20 protein-coding genes and 1 tRNA gene are annotated in these 19,239 nt (G+C 41.9%); 10 read left to right on the top strand and 11 right to left on the bottom strand.

Translation table 11 applies throughout. From position 1 onward, the window contains the following. The first annotated feature begins 114 nt into the window (after positions 1–114). Positions 115–1,623, top strand: coding sequence for an IMP dehydrogenase (locus B4C08_RS02305; RefSeq protein ID WP_295800227.1), 1,509 nt, complete (start codon positions 115–117; stop codon positions 1,621–1,623). Positions 1,624–1,668: 45 nt separating this feature from the next. Further along, a complete protein-coding gene (purA, locus tag B4C08_RS02300) occupies positions 1,669–2,895 on the top strand; it encodes an adenylosuccinate synthase (protein ID WP_288985209.1) in 1,227 nt (408 codons plus the stop codon). 69 nt (positions 2,896–2,964) lie between these two features. Here purA and B4C08_RS02295 read toward each other — a convergent pair whose 3' ends face one another. The 4 genes from B4C08_RS02295 to prs all read right to left on the bottom strand — a co-directional run bounded on the left by B4C08_RS02295 (position 2,965) and on the right by prs (position 7,598). Next, positions 2,965–4,314: an MATE family efflux transporter gene (locus B4C08_RS02295; RefSeq protein WP_296662445.1), complete on the bottom strand. Its 1,350-nt coding sequence runs from the start codon at positions 4,312–4,314 to the stop codon at positions 2,965–2,967. A gap of 41 nt (positions 4,315–4,355) precedes the next feature. Then, positions 4,356–5,009 (bottom strand): HAD family hydrolase, encoded by a 654-nt coding sequence (locus B4C08_RS02290; protein WP_296662444.1) that lies wholly within the window; start codon positions 5,007–5,009, stop codon positions 4,356–4,358. A 14-nt stretch (positions 5,010–5,023) separates the two neighbouring features. After that, a complete protein-coding gene (locus B4C08_RS02285) occupies positions 5,024–6,262 on the bottom strand; it encodes a xylulokinase (RefSeq protein WP_296662442.1) in 1,239 nt (412 codons plus the stop codon). 82 nt (positions 6,263–6,344) lie between these two features. Beyond that, positions 6,345–7,598 (bottom strand): ribose-phosphate diphosphokinase, encoded by a 1,254-nt coding sequence (prs, locus tag B4C08_RS02280; protein ID WP_296091406.1) that lies wholly within the window; start codon positions 7,596–7,598, stop codon positions 6,345–6,347. 301 nt (positions 7,599–7,899) lie between these two features. Between prs and B4C08_RS02275 the strand changes: the two genes are divergently transcribed. The 3 genes from B4C08_RS02275 (at position 7,900) to B4C08_RS02265 (ending at position 10,705) form a co-directional block, all read left to right on the top strand. Next, positions 7,900–8,112: a DUF2281 domain-containing protein gene (locus tag B4C08_RS02275; protein ID WP_296662440.1), complete on the top strand. Its 213-nt coding sequence runs from the start codon at positions 7,900–7,902 to the stop codon at positions 8,110–8,112. A gap of 132 nt (positions 8,113–8,244) precedes the next feature. Continuing rightward, entirely contained in the window at positions 8,245–9,351 is a 1,107-nt protein-coding gene (locus B4C08_RS02270; RefSeq protein WP_296662439.1) for a DNA adenine methylase, read from the top strand. A 1-nt stretch (position 9,352) separates the two neighbouring features. After that, positions 9,353–10,705, top strand: a complete 1,353-nt coding sequence (locus tag B4C08_RS02265; protein ID WP_296662437.1) for an MATE family efflux transporter — start codon at positions 9,353–9,355, stop codon at positions 10,703–10,705. 222 nt (positions 10,706–10,927) lie between these two features. Here B4C08_RS02265 and B4C08_RS02260 read toward each other — a convergent pair whose 3' ends face one another. Then, positions 10,928–11,950, bottom strand: coding sequence for a branched-chain amino acid aminotransferase (locus B4C08_RS02260; RefSeq protein WP_296662435.1), 1,023 nt, complete (start codon positions 11,948–11,950; stop codon positions 10,928–10,930). A 152-nt stretch (positions 11,951–12,102) separates the two neighbouring features. On the opposite strand from B4C08_RS02260, the gene B4C08_RS02255 reads away from it, so the two are divergent. Continuing rightward, positions 12,103–12,432, top strand: coding sequence for a hypothetical protein (locus B4C08_RS02255; RefSeq protein WP_296662433.1), 330 nt, complete (start codon positions 12,103–12,105; stop codon positions 12,430–12,432). 11 nt (positions 12,433–12,443) lie between these two features. Here B4C08_RS02255 and B4C08_RS02250 read toward each other — a convergent pair whose 3' ends face one another. From B4C08_RS02250 to B4C08_RS02240, 3 genes are all read right to left on the bottom strand, one after another. Beyond that, positions 12,444–13,568, bottom strand: a complete 1,125-nt coding sequence (locus B4C08_RS02250) for a leucine-rich repeat domain-containing protein (protein ID WP_296662430.1) — start codon at positions 13,566–13,568, stop codon at positions 12,444–12,446. Beyond that, on the bottom strand, positions 13,555–13,788 hold the full coding sequence (locus B4C08_RS02245) for a hypothetical protein (RefSeq protein WP_296662427.1): 234 nt from the start codon (positions 13,786–13,788) through the stop codon (positions 13,555–13,557). The genes B4C08_RS02250 and B4C08_RS02245 overlap by 14 nt, the downstream gene beginning before the upstream one ends. A gap of 390 nt (positions 13,789–14,178) precedes the next feature. Further along, a complete protein-coding gene (locus tag B4C08_RS02240) occupies positions 14,179–14,925 on the bottom strand; it encodes a methyl-accepting chemotaxis protein (RefSeq protein ID WP_296662426.1) in 747 nt (248 codons plus the stop codon). Positions 14,926–15,276: 351 nt separating this feature from the next. Between B4C08_RS02240 and B4C08_RS02235 the strand changes: the two genes are divergently transcribed. The 4 genes from B4C08_RS02235 (at position 15,277) to B4C08_RS02220 (ending at position 17,045) form a co-directional block, all read left to right on the top strand. Next, positions 15,277–15,350 (top strand) — tRNA-Pro (locus B4C08_RS02235). Between the two features lie 32 nt (positions 15,351–15,382). Then, the gene (gene pta, locus B4C08_RS02230) at positions 15,383–16,414 is read left to right on the top strand and encodes a phosphate acetyltransferase (protein WP_296662423.1); all 1,032 of its coding nucleotides are present in this window, start codon (positions 15,383–15,385) and stop codon (positions 16,412–16,414) included. 60 nt (positions 16,415–16,474) lie between these two features. Then, the gene (locus B4C08_RS02225) at positions 16,475–16,819 is read left to right on the top strand and encodes a DUF4258 domain-containing protein (RefSeq protein ID WP_296662422.1); all 345 of its coding nucleotides are present in this window, start codon (positions 16,475–16,477) and stop codon (positions 16,817–16,819) included. Beyond that, positions 16,809–17,045, top strand: coding sequence for a type II toxin-antitoxin system MqsA family antitoxin (locus B4C08_RS02220; RefSeq protein WP_296662420.1), 237 nt, complete (start codon positions 16,809–16,811; stop codon positions 17,043–17,045). The genes B4C08_RS02225 and B4C08_RS02220 overlap by 11 nt, the downstream gene beginning before the upstream one ends. 77 nt (positions 17,046–17,122) lie before the next feature. Here B4C08_RS02220 and B4C08_RS02215 read toward each other — a convergent pair whose 3' ends face one another. The 3 genes from B4C08_RS02215 to lysS all read right to left on the bottom strand — a co-directional run. Then, positions 17,123–17,602: a COG2426 family protein gene (locus B4C08_RS02215; protein ID WP_295796564.1), complete on the bottom strand. Its 480-nt coding sequence runs from the start codon at positions 17,600–17,602 to the stop codon at positions 17,123–17,125. A 56-nt stretch (positions 17,603–17,658) separates the two neighbouring features. Then, positions 17,659–18,291: a hypothetical protein gene (locus tag B4C08_RS02210; protein ID WP_296662418.1), complete on the bottom strand. Its 633-nt coding sequence runs from the start codon at positions 18,289–18,291 to the stop codon at positions 17,659–17,661. 76 nt (positions 18,292–18,367) lie between these two features. After that, the coding region (lysS, locus tag B4C08_RS02205; protein ID WP_296662416.1) for a lysine--tRNA ligase at positions 18,368–19,239 on the bottom strand (872 nt) is incomplete at its 5' end.

Here is a 19,239-nt window from a genome sequence, read left to right as displayed (position 1 = left end):
AGTTGGTTTTCCTCCCTCCATAACTAAAGAATAGACAGAACAGGCTGTTTTTTATATAATATGCTGAAATTTCTAAGGCACTATAGCTGCCTAATTTCATTTCAAGAGGGCAAAATGGCATACTTTTACGAAGAACCGTCTCACACATTCGGTGAGTATCTGTTAATTCCCGGCTACACATCCGCAGAATGCATTCCAGAAAATGTTTCATTGAAAACACCAGTTGTAAGATTCAACAAAAAATCAGGCGAAAAACCTTCGCTTTCAATGAACATTCCTTTGGTAAGCGCGGTCATGCAGTCGGTTTCTGATGACAAAATGGCAATTGCCCTTGCAAAAGAAGGCGGAATCAGTTTTATATTTGGCTCACAGACAATCGAAAATCAGGCGGCAATGGTTGCGCGCGTAAAATCATACAAAGCCGGCTTTGTAACTTCCGACTCAAATATCCGCCCGGATCAGACTCTTGAAGAAGTTGTATCTTTAATAGAACAAACTGGACACAGCACAATTGCCGTAACAGACGATGGAACTGCCCACGGCAAGCTTGAAGGAATTATTACAGAGCGCGACTTTAGAATTGACCATGTTCCTGCAAATTCAAAAGTAAGCGAATACATGACGCCTTTTGCAAAACTTGTTACCGGCAAAGACGGAATCACTTTGAGCGCGGCAAACGACTTAATCTGGGCGCACAAAGTAAATCAGCTTCCTATAATCGATGACAAAAATCATCTTGTTTCAATTGTATTCAGAAAAGACTTTGACAACCACGAAAGCCATCCAAACGAGCTTATGGACAGCGACCACAGATACATTGTTGGTGCAGGAATCAACACACGCGACTACATGGAAAGAGTTCCGGCACTTTTAAAGGCTGGCGTTGATATTTTGTGCCTTGATTCAAGCGAAGGATATTCTGAATGGCAGGCAAGAGCCCTTCACGACATCCACGAAAAATTCGGAAAAGATGTAAAAGTTGGGGCTGGAAACGTTGTTGACCGCGAAGGCTTTATGTTCCTTGCAGAAAACGGCGCGGACTTTGTAAAAATTGGAATTGGCGGCGGCTCAATCTGCATTACACGCGAGCAAAAAGGAATCGGACGCGGACAGGCAACAGCTACAATCGAAGTTGCAAAAGCGCGCGATGAATACTACGCAAAAACAGGAATCTATGTTCCAATCTGCTCGGACGGCGGAATCGTTCACGACTACCACATAACACTTGCTCTTGCAATGGGCGCGGACTTTGTAATGCTCGGACGCTACTTTGCAAGATTCGATGAGTCTCCTACAAACAAGCTTATAATCAACGGAAACTACGTAAAGGAATATTGGGGCGAAGGAAGCAACAGGGCGCGCAACTGGCAGCGTTACGATCTTGGCGGAAAAAAGGGAATGGCGTTTGAAGAAGGAGTAGACTCTTACGTTCCTTATGCCGGACGCTTGCACGACAATGTTTCGCTTTCAATGAGCAAAGTAATTCACACAATGTGCAACTGCGGCGCACTTTCAATTCCAGAACTTCAGCAGAAAGCAAAACTTACACTTGTTTCATCTACAACAATCAGCGAAGGAAGCGCGCACGATGTTACAGTACGCAACACTTCTATTCACAGCTGAAACTAAATTAAAAATTCTAGGCGGAAAGCCTTGGAGGAATTATAAATGAATGTTGTTATCATTGGCGCTCAGTGGGGCGATGAAGGAAAAGGCAAAATTGTAGACTACCTTGCAAAGGACGCAAAATATGTTGTCCGTTATTCAGGAGGTCCGAACGCAGGACATACAATTGTTGTAGATGGAAAACAATTTGCGCTTCATCAAGTTCCAAGCGGAATCCTTTATTCAGACAAAAAGGTTTTTCTTGGAGCAGGAATGGTTATCGACCCGGAAGCCTTGTTTGAAGAGCTTAAAATGATAAAAGACAACGGCGTGGACTGGGAAGGCAGAGTATTTATTTCCGACCGCGCGCACCTTATTCTTCCAAGATACCGCCAGATGGATAAAGACAGAGACGCTTCCCGCAAACGCCCGATTGGAACAACCGGCCGTGGAATCGGAATCGCCTACAGTGAAAAAGCTCACCGCGACGGACTTCGGCTTGCAGACTTGGACTGGACAGAAAAACTTGCTGACCTTGAAAAAGAAGACCTTGAATATCTTGATAAATACAAAGAGCAGCTTTTGCAGATGCGTGTAGACCTTACACAAAAAATGTGGGAATTCCGCAAGGAAAACATTCTCTTTGAAGGCGCACAGGGAGCAATGCTCGACATTGATTCTGGAACATATCCTTATGTAAGCTCTGGAGCTTCTTGTGCGGCTGGAGCTGCAACAGGCTGCGGAATCGGTCCTCATAACCTTGACCATATTCTTGGAGTTTTCAAAGCTTATGAAACACGAGTCGGAAACGGTCCTATGCCAACAGAGTTCAATGCCACAAGCGAAGGCGAGCTTTGCCAGTATGTGCGCGACACAGGCCGTGAATACGGAGTTACAACAGGAAGAGCCAGAAGATGTGGCTATCTTGATTTGGTTGCATTGCGCTATGCCTGCCGTGTAAACAGCTTGGACAGTCTTGTTCTTACGCACCTTGATATTTACGATGCAATGGATCAGATTGAAGCTTGCGTTGGCTATGAAATAAACGGAAAAATTGTAACAGACTTTCCTGCAAACATTGACCAGCTTAACAGCGCAAAGCCAATTCTTCAGAAATTTTCCGGCTGGAAAACTTCGCTCAAAGAATGCAGAAGCTACAAGAAAATGCCAAAGAACGCGCGCGCTTATGTAGAATTCATTGAAGCCTTCACCGGCACACCAGTAAGCATTATTTCCGTAGGCTACGAGCGTGACGAAACATTCATCCGCAAAAACCCTTGGAAAAAATAAATCTACAGTGCTGTTAAAAGACAAAGCCCGTGCAAAAAATTGCACGGGCTTTGTCTTTCATCAAACCTTTCACACTGCCTTTTTATACATCCAGACTTTTGACTTCCATCTAAAAATCATCAGAGTTCCGCGGAAAAGTTCATCGCACGCCATTGCAATTATAACGCCAATAAATCCCCAGCCAAACACAATCGCAAAAACATAAGAAAGCAAAGTTGAAATCATCCAGTTTGAAAAGATTCCGGCTCCAACAGGAAAATGAATATCACCAGAAGCCATAAGGCACGGAATTGTAATAACATTTATAGAACGTCCAAGTTCCAGAAAAAATGTTACAGGCATTACAGAAAGTATTATAGAAGTAATCGCAGTGTCTGTAGTAAAAAGCGCAATCATCTGGCGGCGGAAAATAAAAATTACAGTCGCAATAAAAAGGCTCACTGCGCTTCCAGAGATTTGATAGCAAAAAACATTTTTGTATGCAGTCTGCTGAAGTCCCGCGCCGCAATAGTGTCCTGTTTTAATTTGAGAAGCCGTTCCTATGGAAATTGCAATCATATAGATAAAGCGCAAGATTGTCATAAGATAAGTGAACGCGGCAATTGCTTCTGTTCCAAATGTTGTAATTATAATCATTATAACAAGCTGCGACAAATTCCAGGAAACACTTTCGCCTGCGGTTGGAACACCAATTCTAAGAATCTGCCTCCATTCGCTTTTTACAATCTTAAACGGATTTTTTACTGAATACCTGGAATCTTTTAAGCAAGCGATTCGGATAGAAAGAATTACACTTCCTGCGAACTGGCTTGCGACTGTGGAAATTGCAACGCCTTTTACGCCCAGAACCGGCAATCCAAACCAGCCGTACAAAGCAAGCGCATTGCCCACAATATTTAAAGAGTTTGCTATTGCATTTACAACCATTGCATCTTTTGTGTGTCCGTAGCTTCGTAAAATAGAAGATTGAACTATAGAGATTCCACTGAAAACAGAAAATGCCGAATAAATAAAAGCATACTGGCTTGCAAACAATCGCACTTCATCGTCAATGTTGTATTTTTTTAGAATCTGCGGAATTAAAAACGCAAACACAAGTCCAAAAAACAAGCCGAATACAATCACCATCTGCAGTGCCGTCCGGGAAATCTTCTTGGCTTTTTCAACCTGCCCTGCTCCCAAAAAGTTTGTAAGGGAAATAGTCGCTCCATTTGGAATCACTTGCAGCAAAACAAGAAGAAACCAAGTGTACTGGGTTATAAGACCTACCGCCGCAACAGCCTTGTCTGAATAGCCAGACAGCATAAAAACATCAATGCTGGAAAATGCAAGAAAAAGAAGATTTTCAATTACAAGCGGATAAGCGATTTTTCTAAGCGGAGTATCGTTTACTTTGTCAATAAGTTTTTCTTGAGCCATAAAACACCTCGGAGTTCAAACTTATACAGCAAAGATTTTTTTTAGTCAATAGATTTTATTTCATCGAGAATCTTTACAACATCCTGTGCGCCGTCTACAAGGATTCCTCCCATGCCAAGCTCAAGAGGAAGCGCAATGTCTATGTCAAATCTGTCTCCCACAGAAACGCACTCGCTGAATTCACTGGAAGTTTTTTTTGCGGCAAGCTCAAGCATTTCCTTCGCGGGCTTAGACTTCATGCAAGTATCAAGTCCAATCACATCGGGAATAAGCTCAGAAATTCCCACGGCTTTCAAAGTTCTTCTTGCGGCTTTTACAGGATTATTTGTAACGCAAATCAAGTTAAAGGATTTTTTCAATTCCCCAAGAAATTCTTTTAGCTTTAAGTTCGGCAAAAGATATTTTTCCGGCTGCAAAAGCTCGTTGCGCCATTTTATGCTAGTTTCAATATCCACACCAAACGCAGGAAAAGTGTTCCCCAAGCTGATTTTTTTTCCGCCGTGCTCTGCGCTCCACTTTTTTCTGTAGCTTTCAATCATGTTTCTAGCGGAATCTTCGGAAATGCCGTTTATGTGCGCATAGTGCCTAATCTGAACATCAACCTGCTCCGCAACAAATTCCGGGCTTGTATAAAGAGTTCCGTCAATGTCAAAAATAAAAGTTTTTATTTTCTTTGGAATTGAATAAAGCTTCACGTGCGTCCAAGCCCTTAATAGTTTTGCGGATAAAAAGTTTCCGCCTTGGAAAACAAAGATTCAGATGCCGAAGTCAAAGTAGGAAAAACTTTCAACGCTGTAAATGCAAACGCGGCATCTCCCAAAAGTTCTGCGTCAGGACAAGAAGGAACTGAAATTTTCATTCCAGTTATATCGGCTTTCATCTGATTCCAAAGCGCGCTTTTTGCTTGCCCTCCAGCAACACGCATTTCATCAGGGAATGCAATTCCTTTTTTTGCAGCGGCATCTTTTAAAATTCCAAGTGCATCCTTTAAATTCAACGCGGTCTGAATCATAAGATATTTGCCTTGATCTAAAGAAGCATTTGTTCCGTCGCTGCCGATTATTTCCTGAACAAGAACAGAATATTCAATCTGCCTTCCAAGCTCACGTTCAATCTTAAGCTTAAAAGAATCAAACTTTGAACCTGAATCAGGAAGCAAAACAGAAGCGTTCCAAAGTTCCGGCACAACAGAAGGAAGCGTGCGGATTTTTTCAGCTTCAAGCGGAACAGAAGTACAAAAATTAATGCCTTCGCTAGAGCCAGCTCTGTCGCACAAAATGCCAGGCTTTACAGTCGCCGTGCCAACAAGCGCAGAAATAAAATCAGGAGCACCGCAAAAAACAGGAAGTCCTTCTTTTATTCCAAATTCTTCCGCGCCCAAAAATGAAGAGGCTTTTCTTGAAAGTCCTGCAAGTTTATGCGAAGGCTCTGCAAAAGACGGAAGCTTATTTATTTCGTCATTTGAAAATCCGCTTTCCAAAAGAAACTGCTTGTTCCAATACGCGGACTCAAATCTTTTTTCAGGGAGAATTGTGCAAGGCTCTCCGGTAAGAAGCCACAAAAAATATTCAGGGCCGCTAAAAACCAGTTCACTCTTTTTCCATACATCAGGGAACTTGTCTTTAAACGCAAGCAAGCGCGGAACAAAAAGGGAACTGGATTTTAACTGAACAACTTTTTCGTTCCATAAAAAAGTTTCGCCGGACTGTGCAACAAGAGTAGGACCGTTCCCACTTACACATATTCCGCTTGGACGTATTTCTGGCGACTTGGAAAACAAATCCTGCAAAGCATTCTGAAAGGCAGGAAGCCATTCTTTTGAAGCGTGTTCGGTATTACAAAGCAAAAATGGACGGCGGCTGAATGAGCAGACTTTTCCTTTTTCAGAAACAAAGGCAGCCTTTAAAGAAGATGTTCCAATATCAACGGCAAGAACAGTTTGTTCCATAAAAAACAATTTTCCAAAAACAATAACGGCATACCGCTTTTGTAGAATAATTCATCAAAAAGAAATATGCCGTTTTAAAATATTACTCAGCTTTTTCAGCAGGTGTTGAAACTTTTATAAGCTTGTCTATGATTGTGCGGTTGTCAAGCAAATCGCTTAAAGACTGGTCGTGATGAAGCCTTGTAATTACATTTGCAAAAAGACCAGAAACATTTGTGCTGATATACCATTCACGCTTTAAAAGCTCTTCATGGTAAACCGCATTAGTTCCAATTATTCTATAGAACAAACCTTTGCTGTAGGCTTCGTCAAACTGCTCAATCGCATTTCCTGTAAAGAACGGAAGGCTGATTGCGGCAATAACTTTTGTCGCGCCCTGCTCATGCAAAAATCCCATTGCTTTGAGCAAAGTTCCGCCTGTGCCAAGCATATCGTCTGCAAGGAATGCAACTTTTCCTTTTACATCGCCCAAAAGCTTTATGCTCTTGATGTTTGTATTTTTTGCATCCTGAGTAACGATTGAATAATCGCGCTCCTTGTAAATCATGGCAAGAGGCTTTTTTAGTCCAGTCGCATAGAATTTATTGCGGTCAATTGCTCCAGTGTCCGGGCTTACAACAACAAGATCTTCCTTTGTAAGATCAACTACACGTGCAAGCTCGCGGATAATCTGGTATGAAGCATGAAGATTTTCACAATGAGTGTGGGCAAACGCATTTACAATTTCGCGTGAATGAAGGTCAAGGGTAATAATGCGCTTAACTTCCATCATTTCGTAAATGTGTCCCAAAAGAGCTGCGGTAAGACCTTCACGGCTCTTCTTTTTATGCTGGCGGCTGTAAGGATAAGCAGGCAAAACCAAAGTAATCTGGCGCGCTCCAGCCTGACGAACTGCATCAATAGTAACAAGAAGGCTCATAACGTGGTCGTTTACGCTCAGGCTAAGAACATTTTTTCCGTCGTTAAGAGCAAGCTTTTCGTGGTTTTCAACATCCTGAAAAATATAAACATCTTTTCCGCGGATGCAATCCAAAAGTTCTGTCTTGAATTCTCCGTTTGCAAAATATGTGAACCTTGCATTTACCTTAAAAAACGGCGCACGGTATTTGTCTGTTGCACCGCGGATGCACAGGTCGCTAGTTTCAATATCATTCTTCAAGTTAATCTGCTGAACGATATTTTCCTTTTCAAGTCCGTAGCGTTTTGAAATAACATCGCTCTTCAAAGAAAAACGGTGCTTGTACATATGGCGCAAATGTGTGATGACTTCGTTGGCGAAAGACTCTCCGCCCGGACAGGCTACAACAGCAAGATCAGTTGGCTCAGAATACGGCATTATTCTTACCCCTTATTTAAATTTTTTGAAAGCAGAAGATTTAAGTAGAACTTTTACGCATATAATACCGTTTTATAGAACATAGGTCAATTAAGATGAATTTTGTAACCAAGATTGACTGCCTGTCAGCGCGGGAATGACATGGGACAAACTGTCATTCCCGTGCGTTGACACGGCAATCTCTTACGTGAATACAGATTGTCCGGTTGACATAGGCAATGTCAGTCGGTTCAAGATGTTTTTTCCGCTGAAAGTTGATTTCCCAAAAAAAGAAATGTATACTTTTGCAAGGAGGCTTTGTATGACAACAGCGATTCTTGAAAAGAAAGTAAGGTCGCTTCCGGAAAATCTTGTTACGGAAGTTTCAGACTACATTGATTTTCTTCTATATAAAAATTCCCATGCAAAAAATATAAACGGACTTGATGAGGCAATAGCCGAATTCAGCCGAGGAGAATACGACACATACAAAACCTTTGAGGAGCTTGAAAAGGCGGTGGATGCTGATGCGTGAGCTCCGTGTCGTAAAAATCTCTTGAAGTTCCTTGCTTTCTAGAGTATCTTAGAACACAGAAATTTTCCTTTTTAAATCCTTGAGCAAAACAGAAACTGTAAAACATTCCGCTGAATTTGCGAGGAACAGAAAATGGCAGAAAACACAGACTACCTGACAACGCAAATTATAACTTACATCGGAAACAAACGGATTCTGATTGGAAATATCCGAAGCGAAATTGAACAGATAAAATCAAAGCTCAAAAAACAAAAGCTTGTCTGCGCGGATTTATTTTCAGGCTCGGGAATTGTTGCGCGGATGCTCAAGCAGTATTCTTCAACGGTAATTGTGAACGACTTGGAAGACTATTCTTCAATCCTGAACAGCTGCTACCTTTTTAACAAGAAAGACTTTGACAGCGAAAAATATTTCAGCTACAGAAAATCGATTGAAAAAGAATTCTTTGAACAGAAAATCCCCGGAATAATCTGCGCAAACTACGCGCCAAAAAACACAGAAGACATTCAGGCAGGCGAGCGGGCTTTTTACACAAGGGAAAACGCGGAACGAATCGACTCTTACCGCACGCTAATAGACAAACTTGTTGACTGCGAAGAATACAAGAAATTTTTTATTGCGCCGCTTTTAACAGAAGCTTCTGTACACGTAAACACTTCTGGAATTTTCAAGGGATTCTACAAAAACAAAAACACAGGGCTTGGCTGCTTTGGCGGAACAGGAAAAAACGCGCTTTCAAGAATCATGGGACAAGTGGAGCTTCCAGTTCCGGTGTTCAGCAACTTCAAGTCAAAAACTGAAATCTACAAAGAAGACACCGTTGAACTTTCTTCCAAGCTTAAAAAAATTGACATCGCATATTTAGATCCGCCGTACAACCAGCATCCTTACGGCTCAAATTATTTTATGCTGAACATAATCGCGCAAAACAAAATACCGGACGCCAAGCTCAGCAAAGTTTCAGGAATTCCTGCGAATTGGAACCGCTCAATGTTCAACAAAAAGCACAGCGCATTGGATTCCATGGAAAAAATAATCAGCGCGCTTGATGCAAAATTTATAATTGTTTCTTATAATTCAGAGGGATTTATTAAATTCGGCGAAATGAAATCCATGCTTGAAAAATACGGAAAACTCAAAACCGTTGAAATCTCATACAATACATTCAGAGGCTCGCGAAACCTCAACGCAAGAAACATTCACGTTTCCGAATATCTTTTTGTTTTGGAGAAGTCGTAAAATGAGCGCAGGAAAAAATTCAATTGACATGCTCAACGGTCCGCTTCTTGGAAAGATTCTGGTGTTCTCTCTTCCGTTTGCGGCAAGCAGCATTCTTCAGCAAGTTTTTAATTCCGCGGATGTGGCAGTCGTGGGAAGATTTTCTGGAAGCACATCTTTGGCGGCGGTAGGAAACAATGCTCCGATAATCAACTTAATTATAAATATTTTTGTGGGAATGTCGATCGGCGCAAATGTTCTGATTGCAACTTTAATCGGCCAGAAAAGAAAAGACGAAATCAAGTCAGCAGTGCACACAGTAATTTCTGTGGCAATTATAAGCGGAATCTTTCTTGCATTCATAGGTCCGATTCTTTCAAAGCCAATTCTTGAAGCAATAGGAACGCCAGATGAAGTTCTTGTTCTTGCAGCTCTTTACCTGCGCATTTACTTTCTTGGAATGCCGGCAATCATGGTGTACAACTTTGGCTCGGCAGTTCTAAGAAGCAAGGGAGACTCAAACCGCCCTTTGTACAGTTTGATTGCGGCTGGAATTCTCAACGTTATCCTGAACCTTGTGTTTGTAATCGTATTCAGAATGGGAGTTGCGGGAGTTGCAATTTCAACTGTAATTTCAAATTACGTAAGCGCGGCAATGATAATTTTCTTTCTGCTGAATGAAGAAGAGGAACTCAGACTGGATTTAAGGAAACTTCATATAAACAAAAGCCAGCTTGCAAAAATAGCGCGCATAGGAGTTCCGGCAGGATTACAGGGAATGGTTTTCTGCTTTTCAAACATCTGCATTCAAGGCGGAATAAATTCATTCGGAAGCAATGCGATGGCAGGCTCGGCGGCGGCGCTCAACTTTGAATACTTTTCATACTTTGTTGTAAGCGCGTTCACTCAGGCAGCCACAACATTCACAAGCCAAAATTACGGCGCAAAGAAATTCAGCAGATGCAAAAAAATATACAGGCTTTCAATGATGTGCAGCGTAATTATTTCCGGGGCAATGTGCTTTGTCTTTGTGTTCTTTAGAAGAGCAGTGATTAGAGTTTACACCGTGGATGAAGCAGTTATTACATTTGCCCTCATAAGACTAGTCCATGTGGAATCCCTTGAATTTCTTACAAGCAGCTACGAAATTACAGCAGGCGCTTTGCGCGGAATGGGATACTCAATGCTCCCGGCAGTTCTTACACTGGCAGGCTCATGCCTTTTGAGACTTGTGTGGCTTGCAACCGTATTCAAAAAATATACTTCATTTGAAACAATAATGAACGTCTACCCAATCAGCTGGGTAATAACCGGAACAGCAGTAATAACTTCGTATCTGATTATCAGAAAGAAAAAATTCAGCACAGAACAATGAGAATTTTATCTGTCATTCCTGTGCTTGACATAGGAGTCTTTTTTATACAGTGCAGGAGATTACCAATCGAGTTTCTTTCAGAAACATCGCAGGATCAAGTCCGATAATGACAAGTTTTCAAGCACGGCAATGATTGAGCCTGAATGATAATAAAGCAATTTCAGTCTATAAAAAATCCCTGACCGCAGCCAGGGAATCAATAGCAAACTGAATATTTTCCGTTTATTTAATCTCGTAAATCCAGCCTTCTGGAGCTTTTATTTCGCCCATCTGGATTCCTGTCAAAGTTTCACGGAGCTTTTTAAGAACAGGTCCGATTTCTTCCATTCCGCTTGGAACATTGATTTCTTTTTCGTGATCAACAATTTTTCCAATTGGAGAAATTACAGCAGCTGTTCCGCAAAGTCCGCATTCCGCAAAGTCCGCAAGCTCATTCTTGTTAATCTTGCGCTCCTCAACTTCAATTCCAAGATAATCTTTTGCAACCTGAATCAAAGAGCGGCGTGTGATTGAAGGAAGAATGCTGGTTGACTTTGGAGTAACAAGTTTTCCGTCCTTTGTAACAAAAAGGATATTTGCGCCGCCAGTTTCTTCAATATAAGTGTGTGTCGCAGGATCAAGATACATATTTTCTGCAAATCCGTTTCTGTGCGCATCCATGATATTGTGAAGGCTCATCGCATAATTAAGACCTGCTTTTATGTCGCCTGTTCCATGAGGAGCTGCTCTGTCCAAATCTGAAATGCGAACAACAATCGGCTTGACTCCGCCTTTAAAATACGGACCAACTGGAGTAACAAGAATTCTAAACTGATATTCGTCAGCAGGCTTTACTCCGATCACAGCATTTGAACCGAACATATACGGGCGGATATACAAAGTCGCGCCGCTTCCAAAAGGAGGAACCCAGTCAATGTTCGCCTTAACAGTATCAAGAACTGCCTGAACAAAACGCTCTTTTGGGAACACCGGCATTTCAAGACGCTCACAAGAAGAAGCCATGCGGTCAGCGTTCAAGTCCGGGCGGAAAGTAACAATCCTGCCGTCTTTTGTTGTGTAAGCCTTAAGACCTTCAAAGCAAGTCTGGGCATACTGAAGAACTCCAGCGCACTCAGAAATATGCACAGTAGCATCGGAAGTAAGCTCGCCTGCGTCCCATGCGCCGTTCTTGTAGTTAGCAACAAATCTCTTATCTGTTACCTGATAACCAAAAGGAAGATTCGCCCAATCAATATTCTTTGCCATACTTCACCTCGAAAAACCGGTATTTCCATGCCGGCAAGAATTTTGTAAACATATTAACACAAATGAAAAAATCAAACAATTAGCACAGGAAAGACATTCCGCTTAGAGCCGGAAGCAAACAGTATGAGAAAAACCAGGAATACAAGTACACGGTGAGCGGAACAACACTCATATTAACAGAAGAAGGCGAGCGGGATGGTTCATACGTGAAGATTATATGTAAATATGAGATCAGCAGCGAATCAGTAATAACACCGAAAGAAGCCATACTTTATATTGACGGCAATCTGAGCGAGAAGGATTCCAAAAACGAGACTGAAAATATAAAGAGAGCGACTTACCTAAAAGTGGAAAAAGCTCCGACTAAACGATATGACGAGTACTACAAAGACGGAAAGCAAATCACCAGCCAGGACCTCATGGCCAACAACAAAACCGCGCCTAAACAGACGCGGTCTTGTTATTCACATTGCATGGTGTAGAAAAAGATTGGCTATAGAGTTATTGTTTTATTATCAGAACATATTATTTTGATACCACTGCCGCTTTCAAAAGGAGGATTGTTACTGCCTATTGCAATTCCATTCCAATCATCCGACAAGCCTTTATATTTTACAGTTCCACCTTTCAGTTTATTGCATGAAACGAATGCACCTGTTTCAATTGAAGTTACACTAACCGGAATTGTTATAGATTCAAGAACCTCACAGCTCATAAATGCACTACTTTTTATTTCACTTACGCCATCTGGAATTTCTATGCTTGTTAGAGCCGTGCACTCCCTGAATACTTGCTCAGCTATTGAAGTTATTCCCGCCGAAAGAACTATGCTTTTTAGATTGGAACACTTAGTAAATGTTTGATTTCCAATTTCAGTAACGCTGTCCGGAATATATACATCTGTTAGAGACGAGCATCCATGAAATGCAGCCCTTTCTATTGTTGTTACACTGTCTGGAATCTCTATACTTTCAAGAGCCGTGCAACCATTAAATGAGTCTGAACCAATCGTAATTACTCCCCTTGGAATCTCTATGCTTGTTAGAGCCGTGCAGTCCCTGAACGCGCCAATAGCAATCGTTGTTACACTGTTTGGAATCTCTATGCTCTTAAGAGCAGAACAATTACGGAACGCAAGTTGTCCTATTTCATTCACAGTATCTGAAATCGTTACACTTGCAAGTGATGTGCATCCATCAAAAGCATTTTCATAAATAGAGCCTATTCCCTCCGGGAGAACTATGGCAGAAAGAGCTGTGCAGTTCTGAAACTTTGTCACACCAATTGAGCTAAGCCCGGTTGTCCTGCCAAGGTCAAGGCTTATACAACCTTCTGTAAGAACATCCTTTAAATTTTTAGCTATTTCTAACAAGCCGTCGTCATCTATCGGACCGGCAACAATTATGTTCCAGTTCTCGCCGTTATCATCGCTTATACGCTCAGCTATACGCTCCGCAGCCTGCGCCGCAGTGTACACTCTGTTCATAAGAACGCTGCATGAAGCCGTCTCACCCTCTGTAACTGCAACTTCCGCGCTTCCCACGCCGCTCAAGGCACCGCTTAAAGTCGCCTCAACGTCAACCGTGTAGCTTCCGGCATCAAGCTCATTGAACTCCACTGCCCCCCCCCGGCACGGCTGTCTGGCTTTCTATAACTTTTCCGCCTTTCAGCAGGGAAACTGTGTACGAGTCGGCCCTGTCACTGCTAGAGACATTCCGGGAAGAGCCCGGAAGCGCAACACGAACAGAGCCAGCTCCACCGTTTCCGCTTGCGGAATCCATGCACGAGGCAAGCATTAGCATTACCGCTGGTAAAATCAAGAAAATAGATTTCTTCATAGTTTTCTCCTGTTAATTTGAATACAATTCTATCTAAAAACAGATTCTGTTCGAGATGTGTCTGCAAAAATACGCACTGTTTTTCCTTTGAACTATCAACGTTGCCGCTTCCGCGGCAGCAAAACAGAGCGTTTTCTGCATTCGCCTCTCTTCCTGCGCCGTTTTTAACTGCTTTATAAAGCCCTGAATTAGGACTACCTATTTATATTATATATCAAACTGTCTGGAAAATCCAAAAGGAAACTAAAAAAAATATATTTTTTTTATAAAAAACACCTGATATTGTCTATACAGCTGAATTTTGCCTTTTTTAAGCCTTCATTTAAACAACGATGCGTACTGTAGCTGTCTGGGGGAAAAAAAGAAAGCGAAAAAAAATGTAAGCCAGTGCTACACCTTGAAAAGTCCAATCTTGCCGCCGATTTCTTTTACTGAGTCTGTAATATCGCCGGAAATTGCAGAAAGCATCTTCCTGCTCTCATCTGCAGCCGTGGAGTTTTCCTGCATTCTGTCCATACTGTCTTTTATTGTCAAAGCAGTTGACTGAAGCTTTTTCACTTTTGCAAGGATATGCCTGTTGTCCTCAGACATTTTCGCAGACGAAGATTTTACTTCGGCAGTAGAATCGTTCATAGACTGAAGGGCATCTATAATCTGCTTTGAGCCTATCTGATGTTCTTCCATCGCATTTTTTATCTGCGCCACAATCTGGCCTGTTTCCGCAATATTGTCTGAAACAAGCGAAAATTCCGACAATGTCTCATTTGAAAGAGAGACAACGCCTTTTATTGTCTCCTGAATTTTTGCCAGCCGCGCGCCTATGGAATGTGAGCGCTCCGATGAAGTTGCCGACAATTTTCTAATTTCATCCGCAACCACGCTGAATCCCCTTCCGGCCTCGCCTGCATGGGCTGCCTCAATCGCGGCATTCATAGCAAGAAGGTTTGTCTGCGAAGCAATGCCTGCAATCGCAAAGTTCGCGTCCTGAAGAATTTTCGACTGCTGCTCAATGTCAAGAATCATTTCATTTACATTCGACTGGTTGGCAATTCCAGTATTAGAATGCTCCTCAAACTGGTCAAAGGAAGAAATCATCTTGCCCACGGAAGCATTCACGGAAGATATATTGCCAATCATCTGTTCAATTGCAGAAGATGCCTGCTGAACATTTTCGGATTAAACCTGAATCATTTTTTCAAGAGACCCGATGCTCGAACTGATTTCATCTACTGCGCCCGCAGAAACATAGTAGGAAACCACTCCCACAAAAAGATTTGTGACAATGAGAGTTGAAACTAAAATAATTACAATAGATGATTTTTTAGCTTAATATTGTTCTTCATTTTCTTTTACGAATCTGCCGAAAATGCTACCACAAAATACCCCCTGTTGCAATAAAAATGAAGTATGCGCACAAGATGAACAAAATATACCTTTTCCGCTGCAATTGATAATCAATACGCCATTTGATATAATTGCAGTGCTTTTCGGGCAATAGCGCAGTTGGTTAGCGTGCGTGTCTGGGGGGCACGAGGTCCCGGATTCGAATTCCGGTTGCCCGATTTTCAAGCAAAACAATCAAAGAAGGTGCATTATGGATTTTGTTTCACAGTTAAAGGAAAAGGCTAAGACAGCCGGAAAAAAAATCGTTCTTTGCGAAGGCGAAGACAAGAGAGTTGTTGAAGCGGCTGCAAAAATCGTAAAGGAAGGAATTGCAAAAATCATTCTTATCGGAAACGCAGAAGAATGCGCAAAGGCAGCTCCAGGAGTTGACCTTTCAGGAATTGAGCTTGTAGATCCAGTCACAAGCCCAAACACAGACAAGTATGCAGAACTTTTGTTCAAAACACGTGAAGGCAAAATCAACAAGAAAACTGGGCAGGCAGAATATCCTTCAGTTCAGGATGCAAAAAACTACATTCTCAAAGACCGCACAATGTTCGGAGCTCTTATCCTCAAGGCAGGAGATGCGGACGGATTTGTAAGCGGAGCTTGCCATTCAACAGCAAACACATTGCGTCCAGGACTTCAGGTTATAAAGACCGCGCCTGGAATAAAGACAGTTTCATCAAGTTTTATCATGGTTGCCCCGGAATGCGGAAACAAATACATAAAAGAAGGTGTTGCGCTTCTTGCTGACTGCGCAATCAACATTGAGCCTTCAAGTGAAGAACTTGCAGACATTGCAGTTGCAACAGCCGATACAGCAAAGAAAATTGCAGGAATCGAGCCAAGAGTCGCCATGCTAAGCTTCAGCACAAAAGGAAGCGGAAACGATGACAAGTTCTTCAAGAGCGTTCCAAAAGTTCAGGAAGCAGTAAAACTTGCTCAGGAAAAAGCACCAGACTTGGCATTGGACGGAGAATTTCAGTTTGACGCCGCGGTTGCTCCAGAAGTTGGAGAGCTAAAAGCTCCGGGAAGCAAAGTTGCAGGACACGCAAATGTTTTTGTATTCCCAAATATCAACGCAGGAAACATCGGCTATAAGATTGCCCAGAGAATGGGCGGCTGGATGGCAATTGGACCTGTATGCCAAGGATTCGCAAAACCGCTTAACGACCTTAGCCGCGGCTGCAACGTTGACGACATTGTTGCAACAGTAGCAGTTACGGCATTGCAAGCATAAGCAAACACAAGCTGTCCTAACCGGGCAGCTTTTTAATTTTTATGCTATAATATAAATGCAATGGAATCAAATAATATCAACTTGAAAAAAATACAAGAACTTTGCAAAGAGCATAAAATCCGCTGGACAAGGCACATTCTTACAAGGCTTATTCAGCGTGGAATTAGCCAAGCTGACGTTGAAAATGCCATAATGAATGGCAAAATTATAGAGCAGTATGTAGACGACTATCCTGTGCCAAGTTGCCTTATTCTTGGCAAAACAGAATCAAACAAAAAACTGCACATCTGTTGCAGTTCAAACGAAGAGTATATATGGATGATAACGGCATACTATCCTAGTTCAGAAAACTGGAACAAAAACTTTGATACAAGAAAAAAACAGGAGGATTATAATGAAAAATGAAAACTGCTTTTTCTGCAAAGGAAAAATGAAAGAAGATATTACAACATTCATGGCAGACCTTGGAAAATGCATTGTAATTATCCGCAATGTTCCTTGTCTAAAATGCTCTCAATGCGGCGAAGAGCTTTTTACTGATGAAGTCGCAAAAAACATCGAAAAGATTGTAAACAAGCTAAAGGAAAGTGTTACAGAAATTGCTGTTACTGACTACAAAACAGCAGCATAAATATCCATTCCAGCATCAAATGCAAGAACGACACTAAAAGACAAACACAAGCTGTCCTAATCGGGCAGCTTTTTTATTTACCCTGCGACCGCGTTTGCAGCTCCGAATCCAAGCAATGTCAAAACAAGCATAATCATGCCGGCAAGCAGAACGCCTCCCATAACGGCAAGAGATGTCTTTTTTCCGTCCAAGTCCAAAAGGCTAGCTGCAAGAGTTCCGGTCCAAGCTCCAGTTCCCGGAAGCGGAATTCCTACAAAAAGAAAAAGCGCAAAGTAAAGCCCGCGTCCAGCTTTTGCCTGCATTTTTTCACCGGCAGCAGTTCCCCTGAGCAAAAAGAAACGGCAGATTCCGCCTACAAGACGCTTGTTCTGCCCCCACTCCAAAAATTTTCTTGCAAACAAAAAAATAAAAGGAACTGGAATCATATTTCCAATTATGCTGATAATATAAGAAGAAATCACCGGCAGTTTTAACGCCTGCGAAACAGGAATCGCGCCCCTAAGCTCAATAAGCGGCACCATCGAAATAAAAAACACCCAAAGAAAATTTTTTAACATAGCTCATTTTAGCATACTTAAGAAATCATTCGCAACTACAACACAAAATGCAATTTTCAAAATGATTTTTTCTTAGATGCCGCCCAGATTCCAACGCTCATCAAATAGTTTCCGCCGATTACAACAAACGTCCAGCCCACAGAAGCAAGAATACTCTGCTCATAAACGTGAAGAAAAAAATACGGACCAACCAAAACACGGGCAATATTCAAGACAAAAAGAACAGCCGCATAAACTAAAGTAGGAACAATAGCGTAAACAGTATACGAAAATTTCAGAGGAATTTCTTCAAAGCAGATAAAAGAAACCAAAGCCAAAACAGGACACATAAAGTGCATAAAAAGCCCAGAACCTTCAAGCATATAGTGGCTGAAATTTTTCATTGTGTAGCCGCCAGCATTCGGAATGAGCAAAGCCAGAACAACCGTAATTGTGAGCGTTGTGCAGCAAACCGCAATGTAAGAAAACAATTTTACTGAATCAGGAACCTTTTTTCCTGAACGTAGAAAACTGATTTTACAAGCCGCCATTACAGCACTTGAAATTCCCAAAAAGATATTGCTGTCCTGCGTATAAAACTTAAAGAAACTAAATCCGCCATATTCAATTAAAGACAAAATCACAGCAGCAATTTCAAATGCAGCAATCAGAATATTCAGCGCAAGTGAAAAATAAATTCTCTTCTTCATTTAAACGACCTAGATTAAGGGTTGTCTAACAAGTTCTAAATGCCATTGCCATACTTGATATGGCAACGACATTTTTTTAGTATACGCTCAGGATTTTCTGAAGTTTTTCTTTTCCGATAATCCTAAAGAAACTTGCAAGGCGCGGCCCCTGATCTTTTCCAATCAAAGCATGATACAAAGCTGTAAACAATGCCTTTGACTCAAGGCCGAGTTCTGTCGCAATGTCGTACATTGCCTGCTGGCATTCCTTGTCAACCGCAAAAGTATCAAGGCGCGGAACAACTTCATCACGCACACGGCGCACAGCAGTCAGCATTTCGCCCGAAATATCTTCAGCCTTAGAACCGTCTTCTCTTAAAGTAAAGCAGAAATCCGGAGCGCAGTCTGGAGCACTTTCTTTAATCCAGTACCAGGCGCATTCACAGCGGCGGCGCAAAGTTTCCTTCTGTTCTTCCTTTACATCCTTGAGAGAAGCAATAACCGCATCGATGTCGCCTGAATAAGTCTGAAGCAAAGTTGTAAGCAGGCGGAAAGCAATCTGGTACGGCTGAACTTTCGGCATTCCGTTTTCAATCTGGCTAAGCTCGTAAATGCGTTTTTCCTTGAGGAACAAATCTTCGTTCTTTGCCTTGTCGATTCCCCAAGCAATTCGTTCTGTCTTATCGTAGGCTTCGTATATTGTAACAACGTCCAAGTCAAAGCTGATGCTGAACTCATGGTCAACTTTGTTCATGGCGAAAATGTAGCGCAAAACTTCCGGCTGATAAACTTCAAGAGCATCAACAAGCGAAATTACTTTTCCTTTTGAAGACGACATTTTTCCAGGAACGCCCTTGAGTTTTACAAAGTCGTACTTCATTGTAACAGGAGCGTCCCATCCAAAAACTTTCTTGCTTACAAGTTTTGCAGTGTCGTAGCTTCCGCCTGGAGAAATGTGGTCTTTTCCGC

This window comes from Treponema sp. UBA753 (assembly GCF_002297325.1).
In the GTDB taxonomy this organism is placed as follows: Bacteria; Spirochaetota; Spirochaetia; order Treponematales; family Treponemataceae; genus Treponema_D.
This window is presented reverse-complemented; position numbering and strand designations above follow the sequence as displayed.

Coding starts and splice junctions, on each gene's coding strand:
- B4C08_RS02270 (WP_296662439.1), top strand. CDS start 8,245: ATGGCAGAAAACACAGACTACCTGACAACGCAAATTATAACTTACATC.
- B4C08_RS02240 (WP_296662426.1), bottom strand. CDS start 14,925: ATGATTGGCAATATATCTTCCGTGAATGCTTCCGTGGGCAAGATGATT.
- B4C08_RS02215 (WP_295796564.1), bottom strand. CDS start 17,602: ATGTTAAAAAATTTTCTTTGGGTGTTTTTTATTTCGATGGTGCCGCTT.
- B4C08_RS02220 (WP_296662420.1), top strand. CDS start 16,809: ATGAAAAATGAAAACTGCTTTTTCTGCAAAGGAAAAATGAAAGAAGAT.
- B4C08_RS02245 (WP_296662427.1), bottom strand. CDS start 13,788: ATGAAGAAATCTATTTTCTTGATTTTACCAGCGGTAATGCTAATGCTT.
- B4C08_RS02265 (WP_296662437.1), top strand. CDS start 9,353: ATGAGCGCAGGAAAAAATTCAATTGACATGCTCAACGGTCCGCTTCTT.
- prs (WP_296091406.1), bottom strand. CDS start 7,598: ATGCCGTATTCTGAGCCAACTGATCTTGCTGTTGTAGCCTGTCCGGGC.
- B4C08_RS02295 (WP_296662445.1), bottom strand. CDS start 4,314: ATGGCTCAAGAAAAACTTATTGACAAAGTAAACGATACTCCGCTTAGA.
- B4C08_RS02260 (WP_296662435.1), bottom strand. CDS start 11,950: ATGGCAAAGAATATTGATTGGGCGAATCTTCCTTTTGGTTATCAGGTA.
- B4C08_RS02305 (WP_295800227.1), top strand. CDS start 115: ATGGCATACTTTTACGAAGAACCGTCTCACACATTCGGTGAGTATCTG.
- B4C08_RS02285 (WP_296662442.1), bottom strand. CDS start 6,262: ATGGAACAAACTGTTCTTGCCGTTGATATTGGAACATCTTCTTTAAAG.
- B4C08_RS02275 (WP_296662440.1), top strand. CDS start 7,900: ATGACAACAGCGATTCTTGAAAAGAAAGTAAGGTCGCTTCCGGAAAAT.
- B4C08_RS02210 (WP_296662418.1), bottom strand. CDS start 18,291: ATGAAGAAGAGAATTTATTTTTCACTTGCGCTGAATATTCTGATTGCT.
- pta (WP_296662423.1), top strand. CDS start 15,383: ATGGATTTTGTTTCACAGTTAAAGGAAAAGGCTAAGACAGCCGGAAAA.
- purA (WP_288985209.1), top strand. CDS start 1,669: ATGAATGTTGTTATCATTGGCGCTCAGTGGGGCGATGAAGGAAAAGGC.
- B4C08_RS02225 (WP_296662422.1), top strand. CDS start 16,475: ATGGAATCAAATAATATCAACTTGAAAAAAATACAAGAACTTTGCAAA.